The following is a 21656-nucleotide window of genomic DNA, read 5'->3' on the forward strand; positions in this document are numbered from 1 at the left end:
CCCCTGGAGGACGGCATGAAGGTCACCGAACGCTGGCATTCGGAGCGGATGGGGCGCGACATCACCCTGGTCCGCTGGGGCCACTACGGCGTGCCCGTGCTGCTGTTTCCGACCGCCGGCGGAGACGCCGAGGAGGTGGAGCGTCACCACCTGGTCGGGACGCTCGCTCCGCTGATCGAGGCGGGCCGGATCAAGGTCTACTCGTGCGACAGTGCGGCCGGTCAGGCGCTGCAGCGCAACGAGGGGTCGCCAGAGCACCGGATGTGGCTGTTCAACCAGTACCACCAGGCTGTCGCCGAGGAGGTCGTGCCGGCCATCCACGCCGACGGCTCCCCCCAGGCCGTGGTCGTGGCCGGCGCCTCTATCGGCGCGTTCAACTCCTACGCCATGATCTGCCGCTACCCCCACCTGTTCGCTGCGGCCGTCTGCATGAGCGGCACCTTCCGGGTGGAGAAGTTCATCGGCGGCGACACCACCCAGGACTGGTACTTCGCGTCGCCGCTGCAGTTCCTCCCCGGGCTCGAGGGCCCGGCGCTGGAGATGCTGCGCCGTCGCTACGTCGTCCTCGCCTCGGGTAGTGGGCGCTGGGAGGACGTCGGAGAGTCCTGGGCGGCCGGGGATGCGTTGGGCCGCAAGGGAGTTCCCAATCGGGTCGACGACTGGGGCGACCGCTACGACCACGACTGGCCGACCTGGTGGGAGATGCTCCCGCTCTACCTCGACGACCTGGTGCCGTGAGCGAAGCGTCTCCGGCTGGCGCTCCGGTGGGCGCCTCCCTCGCCGCGAGGCTCGCGGCCGCCGTCGACGCAGGTATGCCGCGGGTCCGCGAGGACCTCGCGCGCCTGGTTGCGTTGCGTTCCGTGGCGAACCCGGCGATCGAGCCCGAGAGCGAGTGCCGGGCCGCAGCTGCGCTGGTCGGTGACCTGTTCACCGAGGCCGGGGTGGACGGCATACGCGCGCACGAGACACCGGACGGGTCGCTCGCCGTGGTCGGGCGCTCGGCTGGCCCGGACGGGGCTCCGCGAGTGCTGCTGTACTCGCACTACGACGTCGTGCCGGTCGGTGACCCGGCCGCCTGGCAGACCCCGCCGTGGGAGCTCACCGAGCTCGATGGGCGTTGGTATGGAAGGGGATCAGCCGACTGCAAGGGCAATCTCATGGCCAGCGTCCTGGCCCTGCGGGCCCTTCGCGAGGTGCTCGGCGGGTGGCCGGTCGAGGTGGCCGTCGTCTGCGAGGGGTCCGAGGAGCAGTCGAGTGGGGGGATGGAGGGGCTCGCGCGGGCCCACCCCGAGCTCGTGCGGTGCGATGCCCTGCTGCTCGCAGACACCGGCAACGTCGAGGCCGGGCTCCCGACCCTCACGACCTCGTTGCGCGGCACCGGCAGCGTCCTAATGACGGTGCGCACGATGCGGCACGCGGCGCACTCCGGCATGTTCGGCGGCGCCGCGCCAGACGCCCTCCAGGCCCTGCTCACCTCTCTGGCCAGCCTGCGCGACGCGAGCGGCGAGACGACGATCGACGGGCTCGACCACGACGGACTGTGGGACGGGGCGCCCTTTGACACCAACAGGTTTCGCGGCGACGCAGGACTCCTCGACGGTGTCGAGCCGTTGACGGGCACCGGCTCCGTGGCCGACCTCCTGTGGGCGCGACCGGCAGCCACCGTGCTGGCCATCGACTGCCCTCCCATCTCGCAGGTGACGGCCGCAGCCCAGGGCGAGGCGCGGGCCGTGGTCAACCTCCGGGTGCCCGCCGACACCGACGCGGCTGCCGCCCAGAAGCTGCTCATCGCGCACCTGCGGGCACACACACCCTTCGGGGCACAGGTGGAGATCAAGCCGGTCTCGCTGGGGCACGGGTTCCGCGCGAGGACCGACGGACCGGCATACACGGCCATGCGGCGGGCGATGCGGACGGCGTTCGGCCGCGACGCGGTCACCACCGGGCAAGGTGGATCGATCCCGCTCGCGACAGCCCTGGCCGAGCTCGTTCCCGACGCCGAGATCCTGCTGCTCGGGGTGGAGGAGCCGGAGTCCCGGATCCACTCGCCCGGAGAGAGCGTCGACCCCGAGGAGCTGCGGCGGACCGCGCTCACCCAGGCGTTGTTCCTCGCCGACCTCGGTGGGCTGCTCGAGCCTGGGGACGAACCTGGGGACGAGCCTGAGCGCGAGGCTGTGGGGCCGGCTCCGCGCGAGGCTGTGGCCGAGGCGGTGGGGCCGGCTCCGCTCAGTGATGGGGCCGCTGCGGACTGATTTGTCCACATGCCTCGACCTCGAAGGCGACCGGCCCACAGGGCTCGAAGAGCGCGCTGCGCACGATTCGTCCGCGCGGCACCGTGGTCGCATGATCGGACACCCGCACGAGATCAGGGCCATGGCGACGCGGCTGCACGCCGACGCGGACCGGCTTCGTCACCTCGCCGTGAGGGTGGGGCGCACGCGCGACCTCGCCTGGCGGTCGAGGGCGGCGACGCTGTTCCGCGAGCGCGTTGGCGAGCGTGCGCACGCGCTACAACGCTCGGCGCAGCAGCTCGACGAGGCGGCCGGACGGGTTCAGGCCCACGCCGACGGTGTCGAAGCCGCCCGGGCGGAGGTGCTCCGCGTCGCAGCGCTCGGCGCCGACTTTGCCCGCGCCGCCGGTGAGGCTGCTACGCGGGCCGCGGGCCGCGCATGAGCCGCGACCTCCTCCACGTCCGCGGTGGCTCCGCGGGGACCTCCGTCGGGTTGGACTCGCTGGACGCCGCTGCCGCTGCCCTCGCCGACGTGGCGGGGGACGTGGCTCTCGTGGCCTGTCGAGCGGTCGCTGCCGCGGCAGATCCCGACCTGGTCGCAGGGTCCCTGCTCAGCCCCGGCACGGGGTTGCGGGCCGACGCGGCGCTCGCGGAGGCCGTCGGGCCGCGCGGCCTCCTGGGCGACGTCGCGTCGATGGTCTCGCTCTCCTCCGCCGTGATGGCTGCTTCCGCGTCCTACCGTCGGGCAGAGGCGGAGGCGGCCAGGGCTGTCGAGCTCGCCCAGGACACCGTGATGCTGGTCGTGGGCGAGCTGGCCCCTCAGCTCCTCGTCGGGGTGCTTGCCCTCGACGCGCTCGGCGTCGACGTGGCGGGTCTGCTGGACCGGGCCGTGTTCGACGAGCCGGCCATCGCGGATCTGGCCGGGGGAGTGGAGGGGCTCGTGGTGGGACTTCGGTCCAACCCGCTGACCGCCCCCTTCGTGTCCGCGCGCCCGCGCGCTGACGGGCTCGCCTCCGGGGCAGACGGCCCCGCGGGTGGCCGTTCCGAGCCTGACGGTTCCGAGCGTGTCGGTTCCGAGCAGGACCACGAGGCGGACCTGGACTACGAGGTGGCTCTGCGCCTTCTCGCGGACTCAGCCGCCCTGTGGGGGTTGCTGTCCGACGGTGGTCGCGCGCGGGTCACCGCAGAAGCCCGGCCGCGCCCCGGAGCCCGCGTCCCTCGCACCCTCCGGGACCTGGCGGTGGACCAACGCAACGTGGGCGACGGCGAGGACTACGCCGGGCACGTTCGGGTGATCGAGGTCCCGCAGCCCCAAGGCTCTGCCTGGATCGTCGAGATCAGTGGCACCCAGGTGTGGGATCCCACGGCCGGCGCCAACCCGTTCGACGTCACGACCGACGTCCGTTCGATGGCCCAGGACGCGACGGTTCTCGCCGACGGTGTCCACCGGGCACTGGAGCAGGCGCAGGCCGCATCGGCGGCGACGGCCACCGGGACGGGCGGTCGCGACCGGAGCGATGGACCGGTCATGCTGGTCGGGCACAGCCTCGGCGGGATCGCCGCGGCCGGGCTCGCCTCGTCGCCACGGTTCACCGAGGCCCACCCGGTGACCCACGTCGTGACGATGGGCTCACCCGTGGGACGGATGCCCGTGCCGGACGACATCGCCGTCCTCTCCCTCGAACACTCGCAGGACGCCGTGCCTCGCCTTGACGGTGCGCCCAACCCCGATCGCTCGACGTGGGTCACCGTGTCGCGCGACCTGGGCGCCACTGACTCGGGTCGGACGCAGCTGGACCGGGCTGAGCTGGACCGGGCTGAGCTGGACCGGGCTGAGCTGGACCGGGCGAGCGAGGCCCACGACGCCCGGTTGTATGCCGCCACCGCAGCGCTCGTCGACGACTCCACCGATCCGTCGGTGTCCACCTGGCGGGCCGGCAGCGCACGCTTCTTCGCCGGTGACGCGCATGGCGATCCGGTCGTCCGCGACTACGCGATCGAGCGGGTCGTGCCATGAGGCGCGGTCCGGCCGGACAGCGGGTGGCACAATCCGACCCGTGAACCCGTCCACCGCGCTCGCGACGGTCCTGGTGGACGAGCTGGTCCGACAAGGGGTCCGCCACGCCGTGCTCTGCCCAGGCTCCCGCTCGGCTCCCTTGGCCTATGCCTTGCGCGAGGCCGAGCGCGCCGGCCTGATCGAGTTGCACGTGCGCGTCGACGAGCGGTCGGCAGGCTTCGTGGCGTTGGGACTGGCCAAGCTCACCCGGGTGCCGGCGGTCGTCGTGACCACCTCGGGCACGGCGGTCGCGAACCTCCACCCCGCCGTCCTCGAGGCGCACCACGGGGTCGTCCCGCTTGTCGTTCTCTCGGCCGACCGGCCGGTCGAGCTGCGCGGCACTGGTGCCAACCAGACCACCGTGCAGCCGGGCATCTTCGCCGGGGCCGTCCGCTGGTCCGTGGACGCCGCCGCCCCGCAGCGCGCCCCAGGCGAGGTCGCGCGCTGGCGGCGGATCGCTGCCGACGCAGTCCGGCATGCCACCGGCGCCACCGACGTCGGCGAGCCCGGACCGGTCCACGTCAACGTCCAGCTGCGCGAACCGCTGGTCCCGACCGGCGACGACGGACCCTGGCCGGAGTCCCTCGATGGCGTGCTGCCCGAAGCTGCCGACGGCTCCATGGCGGCGACGCCGACAGCGACTCCGGTGGCGACTGCGCCCTCGACCTCCACGCCGTCTTCCGGGGAGCCCGGGCCGGACGCGGCGTACGACGTCGCGCGTCAGCCTGCACGGACCCTGGTCGTGGTGGGCGACCTCCCTGAGCCCGACCAGTTCGACCGCGCCGTCCGTTGGGCAACGGCCAGGGGCTGGCCGGTCCTCGCCGAACCGTTCGGCACCCACCCGCGGGGCGACGCGCTGCCGCACGGCCCGCTGGTCCTGTCCGACCCGCGATGGCTCGACGAGCACACCCCGGACCGCGTGATCGCGGTCGGACGGCTGACCCTGTCGCGGCCGGTCGCGGCTCTCCTGCGCCGACCCGGCGTCCGGGTGGAGGCCGTGGGTGCCCACGCCTGGATCGTGTCGCGTCCCGATGTCCAGGTCGTCCACCCGGTCTCGGTGCTCGAGGCTCCCGTCGCTCCCGCCGACGACCTCGACGGCGAAGCCGACGAGGCGTGGAGCGACGCGTGGCGCTCAGCGGGCAAGCGTGTGGCCAGCGCCCTGGCCGGCGAGAAGTCGCCCTGGCCCAGTGGCGCGGCCGTGGCCAACGCAGTCATGGAGGGTCTACCGGCTGGTGCCACCCTCTTCCTCGGCTCGTCGAACACCGCTCGCGACGTCGACCTCGCGGCCCCTCGGTCCGAATCGCTGCGTGTGGTGGCCGGTCGCGGGCTCGCGGGCATCGACGGCTGCGTGTCCACCGCGAGCGGCCTGGCCCTGGCCGACGGGACGCCGACCTACGCCCTGATGGGTGACCTGACGTTCCTCCACGACGCCAACGGGTTGCTCGTCGGACCACTGGAGCGTCGACCGGACCTCACCGTGGTCGTCACGAACGACGACGGGGGCGGCATCTTCACCCTGCTCGAGCCGGGCGAGCCGGCGCGGGCCGCCGAGTTCGAGCGCCTCTTCGGCACTCCGACCGGCGCCGACCTGGCCGCACTGTGCGCCGCACACCACGTCAGGCACCAGCAGGTCTCGACCCGTGACGAGCTCGTCACGGCCCTCGGAGCACGGCCGTCCGGCCTCAGCGTCCTCGAGGTGAGGGTCGACCGCGACGGCCATCGCGACCTCCATGCCCGGCTGCGCGAGCGCGCCGCCGCCGCCATCGCGACCTGAGCTATCGGCGCGGTTCGGGCCTACCGCAGCTCCTACAGCCGACCGCTCAAGGCGAATCGCGACAGGAGTGGCGCGGATCGACTCCGCCGAGGGGGATCAGGGGCGATCTGTGCCACTTCTGCCACGAGTCATCGTGGTCAGATGCCGACTCATCGCGGTCAGGTCCGGTGAGGAGCGGGGCGCAGGTGCGGTCAGGGCCACGTGCGGCACGTGGCGCTCAGGGGTGGCGGCGCAGCGGCATACCGCGGGCGATGAGGTCCTCGCGGAGGTGGTCGGGACCCGTGAAGTGGACCGCGTCCATCCCGGTCTCGGCCGCGGCGACGACGTTGGCGAGGCTGTCGTCGATGAAGATGCAGTCGTCGAGGCCGGCGCGGTGGCTGACGCGTTCCTCCAGGACCTCGAAGATCTCGGGGTCGGGCTTGGCCACGCCCTCCTCGCCCGACACGACGATGTCCTCGAACAGCTCGAGGAAGTCGAACCGGTCCAGGGCCACCGGGAACAGGTCGGCGGACCAGTTCGTCAGCGCGAACAGGGGCACCTCGGCCGCGTGCAGCTCGCGCAGGATCTGCACGCTGCCTGCTATCTCGCCGACGAGCGAGGCGCCGAAGTGCTCGCGGTAGGCGACGATCTCCTCGGCGTACTGCGGGTGTGACGCCAGCGCGACCTGCTCCGCCTCGTCGAGCCCCCGCCCGGCGTCGTTGGCGTGGTTCCAGGCGGCGAAGTCGAAGTCATGGTCCGCCACGAAGGCGCGAGCCCTCTCGGGACCGACCGCGACCTCGACGGCCCGCACCGGGTCCCAGGAGATCAGGACGTTGCCCAGGTCGAACACGACCGCGTCGGCGGGTCGGGGGACGAGGTCGGAGGACATGGTCATTCGGCGGTGAGTGCGTCGCGCATCGGGACGAGCTTGGCGTCGGACTCGGCGACCTCGGACTCCGGGTCCGAACCCGCGACGATCCCGCAGCCGGCGAACAGCCGCATGGCCGAGGCGTCCTCGCGCTCGAAGGCACCGCACCGCAGGGCGATACCCCATTCCCCGTCGCCGGTCGCGTCCATCCAGCCGACCGGACCGGCATAGCGTCCGCGGTCCATCTCCTCGAGCTCGGTGATGAGGGCGTCGGCAGCGGCCGAGGGCGTGCCGCAGACGGCGGCGCTCGGGTGCAGCGACGCGGCGAGGGTCAGCGACGTCGCGTGGTCGGCGAGCACACCGGCGACATCGGTCGCCAGGTGCATGACGTTCGACAGGTGGAGGACGAACGGCGCCTCGGGCACGTTCATCGACGAGCAGTGCGGGCGCAGGGCGTCGGCGACGGACCGGACGGCGTACTCGTGCTCCTCGAGGTCCTTGCTCGAGCGCGCCAGCGACGCCGCCAGGGCGAGGTCGTGCTCGTCGTCACCGGTGCGGCGGATGGTCCCGGCGAGGACCCGCGACGTGACCAGGCCCTTCTCGAGGCGAACGAGCATCTCGGGCGTCGCGCCCACGAGCCCGTCGACGGCAAAGACCCAGGTCGTGTCGTAGCGCTCGGCCAGCCGGGTCAGCAGCCAGCGCGGGTCGATCGGCGCCTCGGCGCTGACCCTGAGGTCACGCGCCAGAACCACCTTGTCGAGGCTGCCGCCGGTGATGCGCTCGACCGCGCGCTCCACGGCGCCGGCCCACTGCGCCGGAGGCAGCGCACCGTCCGCGAACGCCACCCCGGACGGCTCACGAGGCTGTGACTGCTGCGGTATGACGGGCGTGGGCAGCTCGTCGCCGGTCCCGATGGTGGTCACCCACCATCGACCGTCCCGCGCACCCACGACCACCTCGGGGACGACGAGGGTGGCGCCGGACGGTGAGTCCGCGGCATACGAGATGGACCCGAAGGCGACCGGTCCGGTGCCGGGCAGGGCGACGTCGTTGCGCACGACCGCTCCGTCGACGACGTCGCGCCACCACGCCTCGGCCAGCTCGAACCGGTCGGGGCCCACAGCGGTGAACTCCAGCGCGCGACCCCACCCGACCAGACCCTCACCGCGGCGCACCCAGCTGAACAGCTCGGTCGGGTCGACGCGGTCGGGCAGGAGGGAGAGCAGCATGCCGGGGTCGTGCAGTGCCACGGTTCGGGCGACCACGGGCGAGCCGTGGGGTCGGCTCGCAGGCTGGGGCGTGGGAAGGCTGGTCATGTCGGGGAAAGCCTACGGCGCACCCACCTCCACCCGGCGGGAGGTGGGCGTGAGCCCGCGCGGGATGGGCGACAGCAGCCGCGGGGAGAGGGCGCCGGGCCGGATGGGAGGATGGCGACCATGACCCGCGCCAGCCTCGACAAGGATCCCCGCGACGTCGCCGCGATGTTCGACGACGTGGCCGGCAAGTACGACCTCACCAACGACGTCCTCTCCCTGGGCCAGGACCGGCTGTGGCGACGGGCAGTCCTCAAGGCGGTGGCCGCCCAGCCCGGCGAGACCGTGCTGGACATCGCCGCGGGCACGGGCACGAGCAGCGAGCCGTTCGCCGACCACGGTGTCAACGTCGTGCCGGCCGACTTCTCCCTCGGCATGCTGAGGGTGGGCAACCGGCGGCGTCCCGACCTGGGCTTCACGGCGGCCGACGCGATGCGGCTTCCCTTCGCGGACAACAGCTTCGACGCGGTGACGATGTCGTTCGGCCTGCGCAACGTCTCAGGGGTCGAGGGGGCGCTGGCGGAGTTCCTGCGGGTGACCAGGCCCGGTGGCAGGCTCGTGGTCTGCGAGTTCAGCCAGCCGGTCAACGGCGCGTTCCGCAAGGTCTACAGCGAGTACCTCATGCGGTCGCTGCCCCCCATCGCGCGCAAGGTCAGCAGCAACCCCGAGTCCTACGTCTACCTGGCCGAGTCGATCCAGGCCTGGCCCGCGCAGCGCGAGCTGGGGGAGCGCATCGCCGCGGCCGGGTGGAGCGAGGTCGGCTGGCGCAACCTGACGGGCGGCATCGTCGCGCTGCACCGAGCGACGAAGCCGGCGTGACGGGCGAGGGGTAAGGGTCGCCTTACTGGTGACCGGACGGCGGGTCGGGAATAGACTCCGCAGTTGAAGTTCGTGAAGACGTTCACAAGCGGGTGAGGCAGGCGTGACAGACACCATCAGCGAGGCCGCCGGAGGCATCTCTGCGAGCCGGGCTCCCACGGAGACGGCCGACGTCATCGTCGTCGGTGCCGGTCCTGCGGGGTCGGCCACCGCGGCATACCTCGCCATGGCGGGGCTCGACGTCCTCGTCCTCGAGAAGACGAGCTTCCCCCGCGAGAAGGTGTGTGGCGACGGGCTCACTCCGCGCGCCGTGAAGGAGCTGATCACCCTCGGCATCCCCACGCCCGAGGACGACGGCTGGATCAAGAACCACGGCCTGCGGATCATCGGCGGCGGCATGCGGCTGTCCCTGCCCTGGCCCGACCTCGCGAGCTTCCCGCCCTACGGCCTGGTGCGCACGCGGCAGGACTTCGACGACATCCTCGCCAAGCACGCGGTGAAGCACGGTGCGCGGCTGCGCGAGTCCACGAACGTGACCGGTCCCATTCTCGACTCCAAGGGCGCGATCGTGGGCGTGACCGCCAAGGCGGTCGACGAGAAGGGCCGGTCGACCGGCCCCGAGCTCCGGTATGCCGCGCCGCTGGTCGTCGCTGCCGATGGCAACTCCTCGAGGTTGTCCCTGTCGATGGGCCGCGAGAAGCGCGAGGACCGTCCGATGGGCGTGGCCGTGCGCACCTACTACACGAGCCCCCGCCACGACGACGACTACCTCGAGTCCTGGCTCGAGCTGTGGTCCACCGACGACAACGGCAAGAAGGTGCTGCTGCCCGGGTACGGCTGGATCTTCGGCGTCGGCGACGGGACCTCCAACGTCGGCCTCGGGATCCTTAACACCTCCAGCGCCTTCGGCAAGACCGACTACAAGGACGTCATGCGTCGTTGGGTCGCGACGATGCCCGAGGACTGGACCTACAACGACGCGACGATGGTCGGCCCGATCCGCGGCGCAGCCTTGCCGATGGGCTTCAACCGGCAGCCGCACTACGACAACGGGCTGCTGCTCGTCGGTGACGCCGGCGGCATGGTCAACCCGTTCAACGGCGAGGGCATCGCCTACGCGATGGAGTCCGGGCGCCTGGCCGCCGAGGTGATCGCGCAGGCGTTCGCGCGCGGCACCGACGCCCAGCGCGAGCGCGTCCTCCAGTCCTACCCCAAGGTCATGGCTGACGCGCTGGGCGGCTACTACACGCTCGGCCGCTACTTCGCGAAGATGATCGGCAACCCCGAGATCATGCGTCTGGCCACCAAGTACGGGCTGCCCCGCACCACCTTGATGAAGTTCCTCCTGAAGGTGATGGCCAACCTCGCCGAGCCGCACGGCGGCGACGCGAGCGACCGCCTGATCACCGCCCTGTCCAAGATGGCGCCGGACGCATGACCCGGCGTGCATTCTCTGGCGGCGCCCCTAGGATTGGGCCGCACCGCAAGGATGTGACCGGTGCCACAGTCGGCAGGGACGACGACGGCAGCACCCACGGCAGTAGCAACCACAGAAAGGGAGTGGCACGGCGATGAGCAACCCCTACGTCCCGTTGCTTTTCCTGTTGGCCATCGGTGGCGGCTTCGCCGTCTTCTCGGTCGGCGCCGCGGCCGTCTCGGGCCCCAAGCGCTACAACCGCGCCAAGCTGGACGCCTACGAGTGCGGCATCGAGCCGACCCCCCACGCCGTCGGCGGTGGACGCGTGCCGATCAAGTACTACCTGACCGCAATGCTCTTCATCATCTTCGACATCGAGTCGGTGTTCCTCTACCCGTTCGCGGTGGCCTTCAACCAGCTCGGCCTGTTCGCGCTCGTGGAGATGGTGCTGTTCATCCTGACCGTGTTCGTGGCCTACGCGTACGTGTGGCGCCGCGGCGGCCTCGAGTGGGACTGACGAGGGACTAGGACCAACCAATGGGAATCGAAGATAAGCTGCCCGCCGGCTTCCTGCTGACCACGGTCGAGCAGGTCGCCGGCTACATGCGCAAGAGCTCGGTCTGGCCGGCCACGTTCGGCCTCGCCTGCTGCGCCATCGAGATGATGGCCGTCGGCACACCCGACTACGACATCGCCCGGTTCGGGATGGAGCGGTTCTCCGCGACGCCGCGCCAGGCCGACCTGATGATCGTCGCCGGTCGCGTGAGCCAGAAGATGGCACCCGTCGTCCGCCAGGTCTACGACCAGATGCCCGAGCCCAAGTGGGTCATCTCGATGGGCGTCTGCGCGAGCTCCGGCGGCATGTTCAACAACTACGCGATCGTGCAGGGCGTCGACCACATCATCCCCGTCGACGTCTACCTGCCCGGCTGTCCGCCCCGCCCCGAGATGCTGCTCAACGCGATCATCACGCTGCACGATCAGATCCAGAACTCCAAGCTGGGCGTCAACCGCGTGGCCGCCGCGCGTGCTGCTGAGGCGGCTGCGCTGTCCGCTACGCCGACCCACCAGATGACCGGCCTGCTCGCCCAGGGCGCCGGCAGCGGCCACACCCACGCGCACGGCCACTTGCACGGGACCGACGTGACGCAGGGCGGTGTCGCATGAGCGAAGAGAAGAAGGACGCTCCCGACCAGCCGGCCCCCGAAGCGGCTGCGGCCACGATCGGCGTCCAGCCCGGCGAGGTTGTCGACCGCGCGGACGACGAGCGCCTGCCTGCCGCCCCCGGCACCACTCCCGACCCCGTCGTCGTCGGCGAGCGCCGCGGCATGTTCGGCGCGACCGACACCGGTGACACCACCGGCTACGGCGGCATGGTCAGCCCGATCCTGTTCCCCGGTGCGGCGGTCCGTCCCTACGGCAGCTACTTCGACACCATCGCCGACCAGCTCGAGCGTGGCCTGAACGGCGGCACCGCCTCCTATGCCGAGGCCGTCGAGCGGGTCGTCGTCGACCGCGGCGAGATGACCCTCTTCGTCCGACGCGAGCACCTGCCGGCCGTCGCCCGCTCCCTGCGCGACGACCCGTCGCTGCGCTTCGAGATGTGCACGGGCGTCTCCGGTGTGCACTACCCGCACGAGTCCGGTCGCGAGCTGCACGCCGTCTACCACTTCCTGTCCATCACCCACGGCGGTCGCCGGGTCCGCGTCGAGGTCACCGCACCCGACGACGACCCGCACATCCCGTCGATCGTCGAGATCTACCCGGCGAACGACTGGCACGAGCGCGAGACCTGGGACATGTTCGGCATCAAGTTCGACGGTCACCCGTCACTCACCCGCATCCTCATGCCCGACGACTGGCCGGGCCACCCGCAGCGGAAGGACTACCCCCTCGGCGGCATCCCCGTCGAGTACAAGGGCGCCACCGTCCCGCCGCCGGACCAGCGGAGGTCTTACAGCTGATGACTGCCAACTCACTCAAGGACAAGGACATCTACGCCACCTCGGGCGCGGACGCGGCGGCCTCAGCGGGTGCGCACGTCTTCAACGCCACCGGTGGCGACTGGGACCAGCTGGTCGACGAGGCGGCGGCCCTCCACGAGGAGCGGATCGTCGTCAACATGGGTCCGCAGCACCCGTCGACGCACGGCGTGCTCCGCCTCATCCTCGAGCTCGACGGCGAGACGGTGACCGAGACCCGCGCGGGGATCGGCTACCTGCACACCGGCATCGAGAAGAACATGGAGTTCCGCACCTGGACCCAGGGCGTGACGTTCTGCACCCGCATGGACTACCTCACGCCGTTCTTCAACGAGGCCGTGTTCTGCCTCGGGGTCGAGAAGCTGCTCGGCATCACCGACCAGATCCCCGAGCGCGCCAGCGTCATCCGGGTCCTCATGATGGAGCTCAACCGGATCACCTCCCACCTCGTCGCCCTGGCGACCGGTGGCATGGAGATGGGTGCCACCACCGTCATGACGGTCGGGTTCCGCGAGCGCGAGCGGATCCTGTCGATCTTCGAGATGGTCACCGGCCTGCGCATGAACAACGCGTTCATCCGTCCCGGCGGTGTCGCCCAAGACCTGCCGCCTGGCGCCATCGACAAGGTGCGCGACACGATTCCGTTGGTGCGCAAGGGACTTGGCGAGCTGGAGCTCCTGCTCAACGAGAACCCCATCCTCAAGGGCCGCACCGTCGACGTCGGCTACCTCGACCTGTCGGGCTGCATGGCGCTGGGCATCACGGGCCCGATGCTGCGTTCGACCGGTCTGCCCCACGACCTGCGCAAGCTGGACCCCTACTGCGGCTACGAGACCTACGACTTCGAGGTCATCACGCGCACGGAGTCCGACGCCTACGCCCGGCTGCGGATCCGCATCGACGAGATGTACGAGTCCCTCAAGATCGCCGAGCAGTGCATCGACCGGCTCCAGTCCGAGGCCGGCCCGGTCATGGTCGAGGACAAGAAGATCGCCTGGCCCGCACAGCTGGCCATCGGCGGCGACGGCATGGGCAACAGCCTCGACCACATCCGCGAGATCATGGGCACCTCGATGGAGTCCCTCATTCACCACTTCAAGCTGGTGACCGAGGGCTTCCGGGTCCCCCCGGGCCAGGCGTATGCCGCGGTGGAGAGCCCCAAGGGCGAGCTCGGCTGCCACGTGGTGTCCGACGGCGGCACGCGCCCCTACCGCGCGCACTTCCGCGACCCGTCGTTCAACAACCTTCAGGCCACGGCCGTGATGTGCGAAGGCAGCCAGATCGCCGACGTCATCGTCGCCGTCGCCTCGATCGACCCCGTCATGGGAGGCGTGGACCGCTGATGGAGCACTACGGGATCCAGACGGCGGCAGGGCACCTGACCGTCGCTCCAGAGTCCAAGGAGCCGTATGCCGCCGACGTGCTGGCCGGTCTCCACGAGGACGCTGCGCTGGTCGTCGCGAAGTACCCGCAGAAGCGTTCGGCGCTGCTGCCGCTGCTGCACCTCGTGCAGTCGGTCGACGGCTACGTCACGGGTCGGGGCATCGACTTCTGCGCCGAGGTCCTCGACCTGAGCACCGCCGAGGTCTCGGGTGTCGCGACGTTCTACACGCAGTACAAGCGGCACCCCAACGGCGAGTACACCGTCGGCATCTGCACCAACACCCTCTGCGCGATCATGGGCGGTGACCAGATCTGGGACGAGGTCTCCGAGCACCTCGGCATCGGCCATGACGAGACGACGCCGGACGGCAAAGTCACCCTCGAGCGGGTCGAGTGCAACGCGGCCTGCGACTTCGCCCCGGTGGTGATGGCCAACTGGGAGTTCTTCGACAACCAGACTCCCGAGTCGACCAAGCAGCTGGTGGACGACCTGCGCTCCGGCAAGGACGTCAAGCCCAGCCGCGGCCCCGACAAAGTGTGTTCCTTCAAGCAGGTCTCGCGCGTCCTCGCCGGTTTCCACGACGGGCTCGCGGATGAGGGCGTGGGCGCCGGGCCCGCATCGCTGGAGGGCCTGAGGATCGCCAACGAGCGCGGCTGGACCGCGCCGGACGGTGACGCCGGCGAGGCCGGCGAGGCCGGCGAGGCCCGAGAGGCGCCCAAGGAGGAGCACGCCCCCGAGGCGACGTCCGACGAGGTGGCGCCGGGACGGCATACCTCCACCGACTCGACGGCCAACGAGCCCGACGAGGTGGTCGACGACAAGCCGGCCACCCTCTTCGACGAGACCACCAAGGCAGATGGAAAGGACGAGGCATGAGCACCACGCTGACCCCGATCCTCACGAAGTTCTGGGATGACCCCCAGTCGTGGACGCTCGAGACCTACGAGCGCAACGAGGGCTACCAGGCGCTGAAGAAGGCGCTCGGCATGAAGCCCGCCGACCTCGTCCAGATGACCAAGGACTCCGGCCTGCGCGGCCGTGGCGGCGCAGGCTTCCCGACCGGCATGAAGTGGGGCTTCCTGCCCCCGCCGGACGGCGGCCCCCGCTACCTCGTGGTCAACGCCGACGAGTCCGAGCCGGGCACCTGCAAGGACATCCCGCTGATGATGGCGGCGCCGCAGTTCCTCATCGAGGGCGTGGCGATCACGTCGTTCGCGATCGGCTGCAACCACGCCTTCATCTACCTGCGCGGCGAGGTCGTGCACGTCTACCGCCGCCTGCTGCGCGCGGTGGAGGAGGCGTATGCCGCGGGCTACCTCGGCAAGAACATCCAGGGTTCGGGGTTCGACCTCGACGTGACCGTGCACGCCGGTGCCGGTGCCTACATCTGTGGCGAGGAGACTGCGCTGCTCGACAGCCTCGAGGGCCGTCGCGGCCAACCGCGCCTCAAGCCGCCGTTCCCGGCCGTGGCGGGTCTCTACGCCCGCCCGACCGTGGTCAACAACGTCGAGTCGATCGCCTCGGTGCCGCCGATCCTGCTCCACGGCGCGGACTGGTTCTCGGGCATGGGCACGGAGAAGTCGCAGGGCTTCGGCATCTTCAGCCTCTCCGGCCACGTCAAGCGTCCCGGCCAGTACGAAGCACCGCTCGGCATCACGCTGCGCGAGCTGCTCGACCTGGCCGGTGGCATGCGCGACCCCAACAAGAAGCTCAAGTTCTGGACGCCGGGTGGTTCGTCCACGCCGTTGTTCACCGACGAGCACCTCGACACCCCGCTCGACTTCGAGTCAGTGGCCGCCGCCGGCTCGATGCTCGGCACCAGGGCCCTGCAGATCTTCGACGAGACGACCTGCGTGGTCCGGGCGGTCGACCGCTGGACCGACTTCTACAAGCACGAGTCCTGTGGCAAGTGCACCCCGTGCCGTGAGGGCACCTGGTGGCTCAAGCAGATCCTCGGCCGGCTCGAGCACGGACAGGGGTCCGAGGAGGACCTCGAGAAGCTGCTCGACATCTGTGACAACATCCTCGGCCGCAGCTTCTGCGCGCTGGGTGACGGCGCGACCAGCCCGATCACCAGCAGCATCCAGTACTTCCGCGAGGAGTACCTCGCCCACCTGACGCACGGCGGCTGCCCGTTCGACCCACGAGACTCCACCCTGTTCGCAAAGGATGCGGTGTCCGCATGAGCGTGACCACGAGCCCCAGCGCCGGCGGCAACGCCGTCAGCACCGGGGGCAACGCCTCGGCACCCCCGGCCGCCGACCTGGTGACCCTCACCATCGACGGTGTCTCGGTGTCGGTCCCCAAGAACACGCTGGTGATCCGGGCCGCCGAGGAGGTCGGCGTCGAGATCCCGCGGTTCTGCGACCACCCGCTCCTCGAGCCGGTCGGCGCCTGCCGCCAGTGCCTCGTCGACATCGCCACCCCCGGTCCGGACGGCACCCTCCGACCGATGCCCAAGCCGCAGGCCTCCTGCACCATCACGGCCACCGAGGGCATGGAGGTCAAGACCCAGATGACCTCCCCGGTCGCCGACAAGGCGCAGCAGGGCGTGATGGAGCTGCTGCTCATCAACCACCCGCTCGACTGCCCGGTCTGCGACAAGGGTGGCGAGTGCCCCCTGCAGAACCAGGCCATGAGCAACGGTCGCGCGAAGTCCCGTTTCGAGGACGTCAAGCGCACCTATCCCAAGCCGATCAACATCTCCTCGCAGGTGCTGCTCGACCGCGAACGCTGTGTCCTGTGCGCCCGCTGCACCCGCTTCTCCGACCAGATCGCGGGTGACCCGTTCATCGCCCTGGTCGAACGCGGTGCCCTCCAGCAGGTCGGCATCTACGAGGAGCAGCCGTTCGAGTCCTACTTCTCGGGCAACACCGTCCAGATCTGCCCCGTGGGCGCGCTGACCGGTGCTGCCTACCGCTTCCGCAGCCGCCCGTTCGACCTGATGTCGACCAAGAGCGTCTGTGAGCACTGCGCGTCCGGCTGCTCGATCCGCACCGACCACCGCCGCGGTGCGGTGCTGCGGCGGATGGCCATCAACGACGTGGCGGTCAACGAGGAGTGGAACTGCGACAAGGGTCGCTGGGCCTTCCAGTACGCCAGCACCGGCGACAGGTTCGACTACCCGATGGTGCGCGACCAGGACGGCGAGCTGCAGGTCGCCTCGTGGCCCGAGGCGCTGGCCGCCGCTGCCGCAGGACTGCGCGCCTCCAAGGGTGTCGGGGTGCTGACCGGTGGACGCCTGTCCGTCGAGGACGCCTACGCCTACGGCAAGTTCGCCCGCGCCGTGCTCGCGACCAACGACATCGACTTCCGTGCCCGCCCGCACTCGGCGGAGGAGGCCGACTTCCTCGCGTCCACGGTGGTCGCCACCGGTCCGGAGGGCGACGCGGTCACCTACGCCGACCTCGAGGCCGCCAAGACCGTCGTCCTGGTCGGCTTCGAGCCCGAGGAGGAGAGCCCGATCGTCTTCCTGCGGCTGCGCAAGGCAGTGCGCCGCACCAAGACGGCCGTGTATGCCGTGGCGCCCTTCGAGACGCGCGGCCTCACCAAGCTGAACGGCACCCTCATCCCGGCCGCACCGGGCACCGAGGCCGAGGTGCTGCGTGCCCTGGCCGACGGGGTCACCGGTGACGGGGCAGCCGCACGCGCGGCCCAGGCCCTCGAGCAGCCGGGCGCCATCGTGATCGTGGGCGAGCGCCTCGCCACCGTCCCCGGCGCACTGTCAGCGGCAGCCGCGCTGGCCACGTCGGACAACGTCCGCCTGGCCTGGGTGCCGCGTCGGGCCGGTGAGCGCGGCGCGCTCGAGGCCGGCGCGTTGCCGACCATGCTGCCCGGCGGCCGCCTGGTCGCCGACGCAGCCGCTCGTGAGCGGGTCGCCGAACTGTGGGACGTCGTCGGCCTCCCGGACGTGCCCGGCCGCGACGGTGCCGGCATCCTCCGAGCCGCCACGACCGGCTCGGTCAACGCCTTGGTCGTCGGTGGCGTGGATGCAGCCGACCTGGCCAGCCCGCACACCGAGGAAGCCCTCGCCAAGACCTTCGTGGTCTCGCTCGACTTCCGGCCCTCGTCGGTGACCGCCGTGGCCGACGTCGTGCTCCCGGTCGCTCCGCACGCGGAGAAGGGCGGGACGTTCGTCGACTGGGAGGGACGTCCGCGGGCCTTCGAGGCTGCGCTGGACAGCGCCGCCCAGTCCGACTTCCGCGTCCTGGACATGCTCGCCTCCGAGATGGGTGCCTTCCTGGGCACCCGCACGCTCGGGGAGATCCGCCGCGAGATGACGGCACTCGGCCCGGCGACGGGCGAGCGCGCCGCTGCCCCGTCGGTGCAGGTCGGCGACCTGCCGAGTGCAGGGGCGGGCGAGCTCGTGCTGGCGACCTGGCACCACCTGCTCGACCGTGGTTCGCTGCAGGACGGCGAGCCGTTCCTCGCAGGCACGGCTGCCAAGGCGTTCGCCCGCGTGTCCGCCGCGACCGCCGAGTCCTTCGACCTCGTCGACGGCGACACGGTCACCGTGTCCACCGCCGCCGGCTCGGTGTCGGCGCCGGTCGCGGTCACCGCAGGCATGGTCGACCACGTCGTCTGGCTGCCGACCAACTCCGACGGCTCCACCGTCCGTGCCGCCCTGGGGGCGGTCGCCGGTGACGTCGTGACCCTCACGAAGGGAGGCGCCCAGTGAGCACCCTGACGTATGCCGCGGACGCCGTCGCCGGCATACCGCACCTCGCGGTCGGGCTCGGGGCCTCGGCGCCCTTCGCCGACAACCCGAGCGCGGACTTCAGCGACACCCCGTGGTGGCTGCACCTGGTGAAGGCGCTGCTCGTCTTCGTCTTCCTGCTGGTCAACACCCTCGTCGTCATCTGGTTCGAGCGCCGCGTGATCGGCCGGATGCAACAGCGTCCGGGCCCCAACCGCACCGGGCCGTTCGGCCTGCTGCAGACCCTCGCCGACGGCGTGAAGCTGGCCCTCAAGGAGGACCTCACGCCCAAGAACGCCGACAAGGTCGTCTTCGCGCTGGCCCCCGCCATCGCGGGTGCGATGGCCTTCGTGTCGTTCGCGATCATCCCCATGGGGCCGACCGTCTCGATGTTCGGTCACCGGACTCCGTTGCAGCTGACCGACATCCCCGTTGCCGTGCTGCTGGTGCTCGCGGTGGCCGGTGTCGGGGTCTACGGCATCGTGCTGGCCGGCTGGTCCTCGGGCTCGACCTACCCGCTGCTCGGTGGGCTGCGCTCCACGGCCCAGGTCATCTCCTACGAGATCGCCATGGGCCTGTCGCTCGTCGCGGTCTTCCTCTACAGCGGGTCGATGTCGACCTCGCAGATCGTCGGTGCCCAGAAGAGCCTCTGGTACATCCTGCCGCTGGTGCCCAGCTTCCTGGTCTACGTCGTCACCATGGTCGGCGAGACCAACCGTCTGCCGTTCGACCTCGCCGAGGGCGAGGGCGAGCTGACCGGTGGCTTCCACACCGAGTACTCGTCGCTGAAGTTCGCCATGTTCTTCCTCGGTGAGTACGTCAACATGTTCACCGTCTCGGCCCTGGCCACGACGATGTTCCTCGGGGGCTGGATGGCCCCTCCCGGCATCGCCGCCATCAACGACGGCATGTTCAACCACGGCTGGTGGGGCCTGCTCTGGTTCGTCATCAAGCTCTGGCTCTTCATGTTCTTCTTCGTCTGGCTGCGCGGCTCGCTGCCCCGTGTCCGCTACGACCAGTTCATGCGGTTCGGCTGGAAGTTCCTCATCCCCGTCACGCTCACCTGGGTGGTGGTCGCTTCGTTCATGAAGGCCAGCCAGCTCGGCTTCATCCACGGGCCGAGCGTCACCTTCCGCGGCCGGGAGTTCCCCGTCCTCAGCATCGCCTTCGTCGTCATCCTCGCCGGGGCGGTCCTGGTCATCGCCTGGCTGCGTGACAACCGCAAGATCGAACAGGACGCCATCCGCAACATGCCCCCGCCGGAGGAGATCGACCCCTTCGCCGGCGGCTACCCGGTGCCCCCGCTGCCCGGGCAGCGGCTCAAGGAGCCGTCGCTCGCGATCGGCGAGCGCGCCACCGACAAGGAGGAGGCCACTCGTGGCTGACGACCAGAAGAAGCCCGGGTTCCTCGCGGACCTCTTCGCTCCCGTCGGCGGGTTCGGCGTCACGTTCGCCACGATGTTCCGCAAGCTGGAGACCGAGGAGTACCCCGAGGAGAAGCGGCCGACCCAGCCGCGGTTCCACGGACGTCACCAGCTCAACCGGCACGCCGACGGGCTCGAGAAGTGCGTCGGGTGCGAGCTGTGCGCCTGGGCCTGCCCGGCTGACGCGATCCTCGTCGAAGGCGCCTCGAACGACGACTCCGAAGGCGGCTCCGGCCGGTTCTCTCCCGGTGAGCGTTACGGCCGCGTCTACCAGATCAACTACCTGCGCTGCATCTTCTGCGGGCTGTGCATCGAGGCCTGCCCGACCCGGGCGCTGACGATGACCAACTTCTACGAGCTGGCCGACAACAACCGTGCCGACCTCATCTTCACCAAGGAGCAGCTGCTCGCGCCGCTCTCCGAGGGCATGCTCCCGGCTCCGCACCCGATGGTCGAGGGCCTCGAGGAGCGCGACTACTACCTGGGCAAGGTGGCCCGCGCCACGCCCGACCAGGAGGAGTGGGCGGCAGCACACGCCGCCGAGGGTGGTGAGTCCGCATGACCACGTTCACTTGGCCATGCTCGTCGTCCTTCCGGGCCTCGCTCGTTCCTCGCTCGTGTCCTCAGGAGGTCCTCGCATGACCAGCCTCGGTGAGCAGATCATGTTCTGGATCCTCGCGCCGATCAGCGTGCTCGGCGCACTCGGCCTGATCTTTGCCAAGAAGGCCGTCCACGCCGCGCTCGGCATGGCCCTGGTGATGATCAACCTGGGCATCTTCTACATCGCGGAGGAGGCTGAGTTCCTCGGCATCATCCAGATCTTCGTCTACACCGGCGCGGTCATGATGCTGTTCCTCTTCGTGCTGATGCTCGTCGGCGTCGACTCCTCGGACTCCCTCGTCGAGACCCTCAAGGGCCAGAAGTGGGCGAGCCTCCTGCTCGCGTTCGGACTGGCCGGCCTGCTCTTCACCGCCATCGGCCGGGCCGAGTTCGGACCGATGAAGGGCCTGTCGGGCGTCAACGACAGCACGGGCAACGTCTCGGGCGTCGCGGACCTGATCTTCGGCAAGTACGTCTGGACGTTCGAGATCACGTCGGCCCTGCTCATCACGGCCGCCCTGGGTGCCATGGTGCTGGCCCACCGCGAGCGCATCGGCACCAAGCCCAGCCAGCGCGCGTGGTCCGAGCGCCGCGTCCTCGAGAACCGCAACGTCGCAGGCCTTCCTGCTCCCGGTGTCTACGCCCGCAGCAACGCGGTCGACACCCCGGCGCTGCTGCCCGACGGGTCGCCCAGCGAGCTGTCCGTGTCGCGGGTGCTCACCGCCCGTGAGCAGAACGTCGCGCCTGCACGCCACATCGAGTTCGAACACGACACGGAGCACGAGATCGAGGAGGGCTCGCAGCGATGAACCTCGTCAACTACATCTACCTCGCGACCCTGCTGTTCGCGATCGGTGGTGCGGCAGTCCTCATGCGGCGCAACGCCATCATCGTGTTCATGGGTGTCGAGCTGATGCTCAACTCGACCAACCTGATGTTCGTGACGTTCTCCCGGATGCGCGGCAACCTCGACGGCCAGGTGATCGCCCTGTTCGTCATGGTGGTCGCCGCTGCCGAGGTCGTCGTGGGCCTGGCCATCATCATGGCCATCTTCCGTGCCCGCCGGTCGGCCTCGGTCGACGACGCCAACCTGCTGAAGCTGTAGAAGGAGCCA

The 21656-nt window shown here is 70.5% G+C and carries 20 protein-coding genes; 18 read left to right on the forward strand and 2 right to left on the reverse strand.

Features of this window, described 5'->3' with window-relative positions; translation table 11 throughout:
* Nucleotides 1-15 precede the first annotated feature (15 nt).
* The 5 genes from AC1DS4_RS12090 (at nt 16) to menD (ending at nt 6060) form a co-directional block, all read left to right on the forward strand.
* Nucleotides 16-738 (forward strand): esterase family protein, encoded by a 723-nt coding sequence (locus tag AC1DS4_RS12090; protein ID WP_477633237.1) that lies wholly within the window; start codon nt 16-18, stop codon nt 736-738.
* On the forward strand, nt 735-2252 hold the full coding sequence (locus AC1DS4_RS12095; protein ID WP_477633236.1) for a M20/M25/M40 family metallo-hydrolase: 1518 nt from the start codon (nt 735-737) through the stop codon (nt 2250-2252). The genes AC1DS4_RS12090 and AC1DS4_RS12095 overlap by 4 nt, the downstream gene beginning before the upstream one ends.
* A gap of 91 nt (nt 2253-2343) precedes the next feature.
* Entirely contained in the window at nt 2344-2673 is a 330-nt protein-coding gene (locus AC1DS4_RS12100; protein ID WP_477623831.1) for a hypothetical protein, read from the forward strand.
* Entirely contained in the window at nt 2670-4247 is a 1578-nt protein-coding gene (locus AC1DS4_RS12105) for a PGAP1-like alpha/beta domain-containing protein (RefSeq protein WP_477633235.1), read from the forward strand. Before AC1DS4_RS12100 ends, AC1DS4_RS12105 begins: the two co-directional genes overlap by 4 nt.
* A gap of 40 nt (nt 4248-4287) precedes the next feature.
* Nucleotides 4288-6060: a 2-succinyl-5-enolpyruvyl-6-hydroxy-3-cyclohexene-1-carboxylic-acid synthase gene (menD, locus tag AC1DS4_RS12110; protein WP_477633234.1), complete on the forward strand. Its 1773-nt coding sequence runs from the start codon at nt 4288-4290 to the stop codon at nt 6058-6060.
* 217 nt (nt 6061-6277) lie between these two features.
* On the opposite strand, the gene AC1DS4_RS12115 is transcribed toward menD, so the two are convergent.
* Nucleotides 6278-6934, reverse strand: coding sequence for an HAD family hydrolase (locus AC1DS4_RS12115; protein WP_477623834.1), 657 nt, complete (start codon nt 6932-6934; stop codon nt 6278-6280).
* Nucleotides 6931-8223, reverse strand: coding sequence for an isochorismate synthase (locus AC1DS4_RS12120; protein WP_477623835.1), 1293 nt, complete (start codon nt 8221-8223; stop codon nt 6931-6933). Before AC1DS4_RS12120 ends, AC1DS4_RS12115 begins: the two co-directional genes overlap by 4 nt.
* Nucleotides 8224-8343: 120 nt before the next feature.
* Here AC1DS4_RS12120 and AC1DS4_RS12125 point away from each other — a divergent pair, with 120 nt between their 5' ends.
* The 13 genes from AC1DS4_RS12125 (at nt 8344) to nuoK (ending at nt 21647) form a co-directional block, all read left to right on the forward strand.
* Nucleotides 8344-9039 carry a demethylmenaquinone methyltransferase gene (locus AC1DS4_RS12125; RefSeq protein ID WP_477623836.1) on the forward strand — a complete coding sequence of 232 codons (696 nt, stop codon included), beginning with the start codon at nt 8344-8346 and terminating at the stop codon, nt 9037-9039.
* Nucleotides 9040-9142: 103 nt separating this feature from the next.
* Nucleotides 9143-10477 (forward strand): geranylgeranyl reductase family protein, encoded by a 1335-nt coding sequence (locus tag AC1DS4_RS12130; protein WP_477633233.1) that lies wholly within the window; start codon nt 9143-9145, stop codon nt 10475-10477.
* 133 nt (nt 10478-10610) lie between these two features.
* Nucleotides 10611-10973 (forward strand): NADH-quinone oxidoreductase subunit A, encoded by a 363-nt coding sequence (locus AC1DS4_RS12135; protein ID WP_477613719.1) that lies wholly within the window; start codon nt 10611-10613, stop codon nt 10971-10973.
* Nucleotides 10974-10993: 20 nt separating this feature from the next.
* Nucleotides 10994-11623, forward strand: a complete 630-nt coding sequence (locus AC1DS4_RS12140; protein WP_477633232.1) for a NuoB/complex I 20 kDa subunit family protein — start codon at nt 10994-10996, stop codon at nt 11621-11623.
* Nucleotides 11620-12420, forward strand: coding sequence for an NADH-quinone oxidoreductase subunit C (locus tag AC1DS4_RS12145; protein WP_477623839.1), 801 nt, complete (start codon nt 11620-11622; stop codon nt 12418-12420). Before AC1DS4_RS12140 ends, AC1DS4_RS12145 begins: the two co-directional genes overlap by 4 nt.
* Nucleotides 12420-13781 carry an NADH-quinone oxidoreductase subunit D gene (locus AC1DS4_RS12150; RefSeq protein WP_477613716.1) on the forward strand — a complete coding sequence of 454 codons (1362 nt, stop codon included), beginning with the start codon at nt 12420-12422 and terminating at the stop codon, nt 13779-13781. Before AC1DS4_RS12145 ends, AC1DS4_RS12150 begins: the two co-directional genes overlap by 1 nt.
* The gene (gene nuoE, locus AC1DS4_RS12155; protein ID WP_477623840.1) at nt 13781-14698 is read left to right on the forward strand and encodes an NADH-quinone oxidoreductase subunit NuoE; all 918 of its coding nucleotides are present in this window, start codon (nt 13781-13783) and stop codon (nt 14696-14698) included. Before AC1DS4_RS12150 ends, nuoE begins: the two co-directional genes overlap by 1 nt.
* A complete protein-coding gene (gene nuoF / locus AC1DS4_RS12160; RefSeq protein ID WP_477613714.1) occupies nt 14695-16008 on the forward strand; it encodes an NADH-quinone oxidoreductase subunit NuoF in 1314 nt (437 codons plus the stop codon). Before nuoE ends, nuoF begins: the two co-directional genes overlap by 4 nt.
* A complete protein-coding gene (locus AC1DS4_RS12165; protein ID WP_477623841.1) occupies nt 16005-18500 on the forward strand; it encodes an NADH-quinone oxidoreductase subunit G in 2496 nt (831 codons plus the stop codon). Before nuoF ends, AC1DS4_RS12165 begins: the two co-directional genes overlap by 4 nt.
* Before the next feature lie 35 nt (nt 18501-18535).
* Nucleotides 18536-19903: an NADH-quinone oxidoreductase subunit NuoH gene (nuoH, locus tag AC1DS4_RS12170; protein WP_477613911.1), complete on the forward strand. Its 1368-nt coding sequence runs from the start codon at nt 18536-18538 to the stop codon at nt 19901-19903.
* Nucleotides 19896-20504 (forward strand): NADH-quinone oxidoreductase subunit NuoI, encoded by a 609-nt coding sequence (gene nuoI / locus AC1DS4_RS12175; RefSeq protein ID WP_477613712.1) that lies wholly within the window; start codon nt 19896-19898, stop codon nt 20502-20504. The genes nuoH and nuoI overlap by 8 nt, the downstream gene beginning before the upstream one ends.
* 76 nt (nt 20505-20580) lie before the next feature.
* A complete protein-coding gene (locus tag AC1DS4_RS12180) occupies nt 20581-21351 on the forward strand; it encodes an NADH-quinone oxidoreductase subunit J (protein WP_477633231.1) in 771 nt (256 codons plus the stop codon).
* Nucleotides 21348-21647: an NADH-quinone oxidoreductase subunit NuoK gene (gene nuoK / locus AC1DS4_RS12185; RefSeq protein WP_140741957.1), complete on the forward strand. Its 300-nt coding sequence runs from the start codon at nt 21348-21350 to the stop codon at nt 21645-21647. The genes AC1DS4_RS12180 and nuoK overlap by 4 nt, the downstream gene beginning before the upstream one ends.
* Nucleotides 21648-21656 lie beyond the last annotated feature (9 nt).

The sequence above is a fragment of the Pedococcus sp. P3_C7 genome (genome assembly GCF_056402615.1).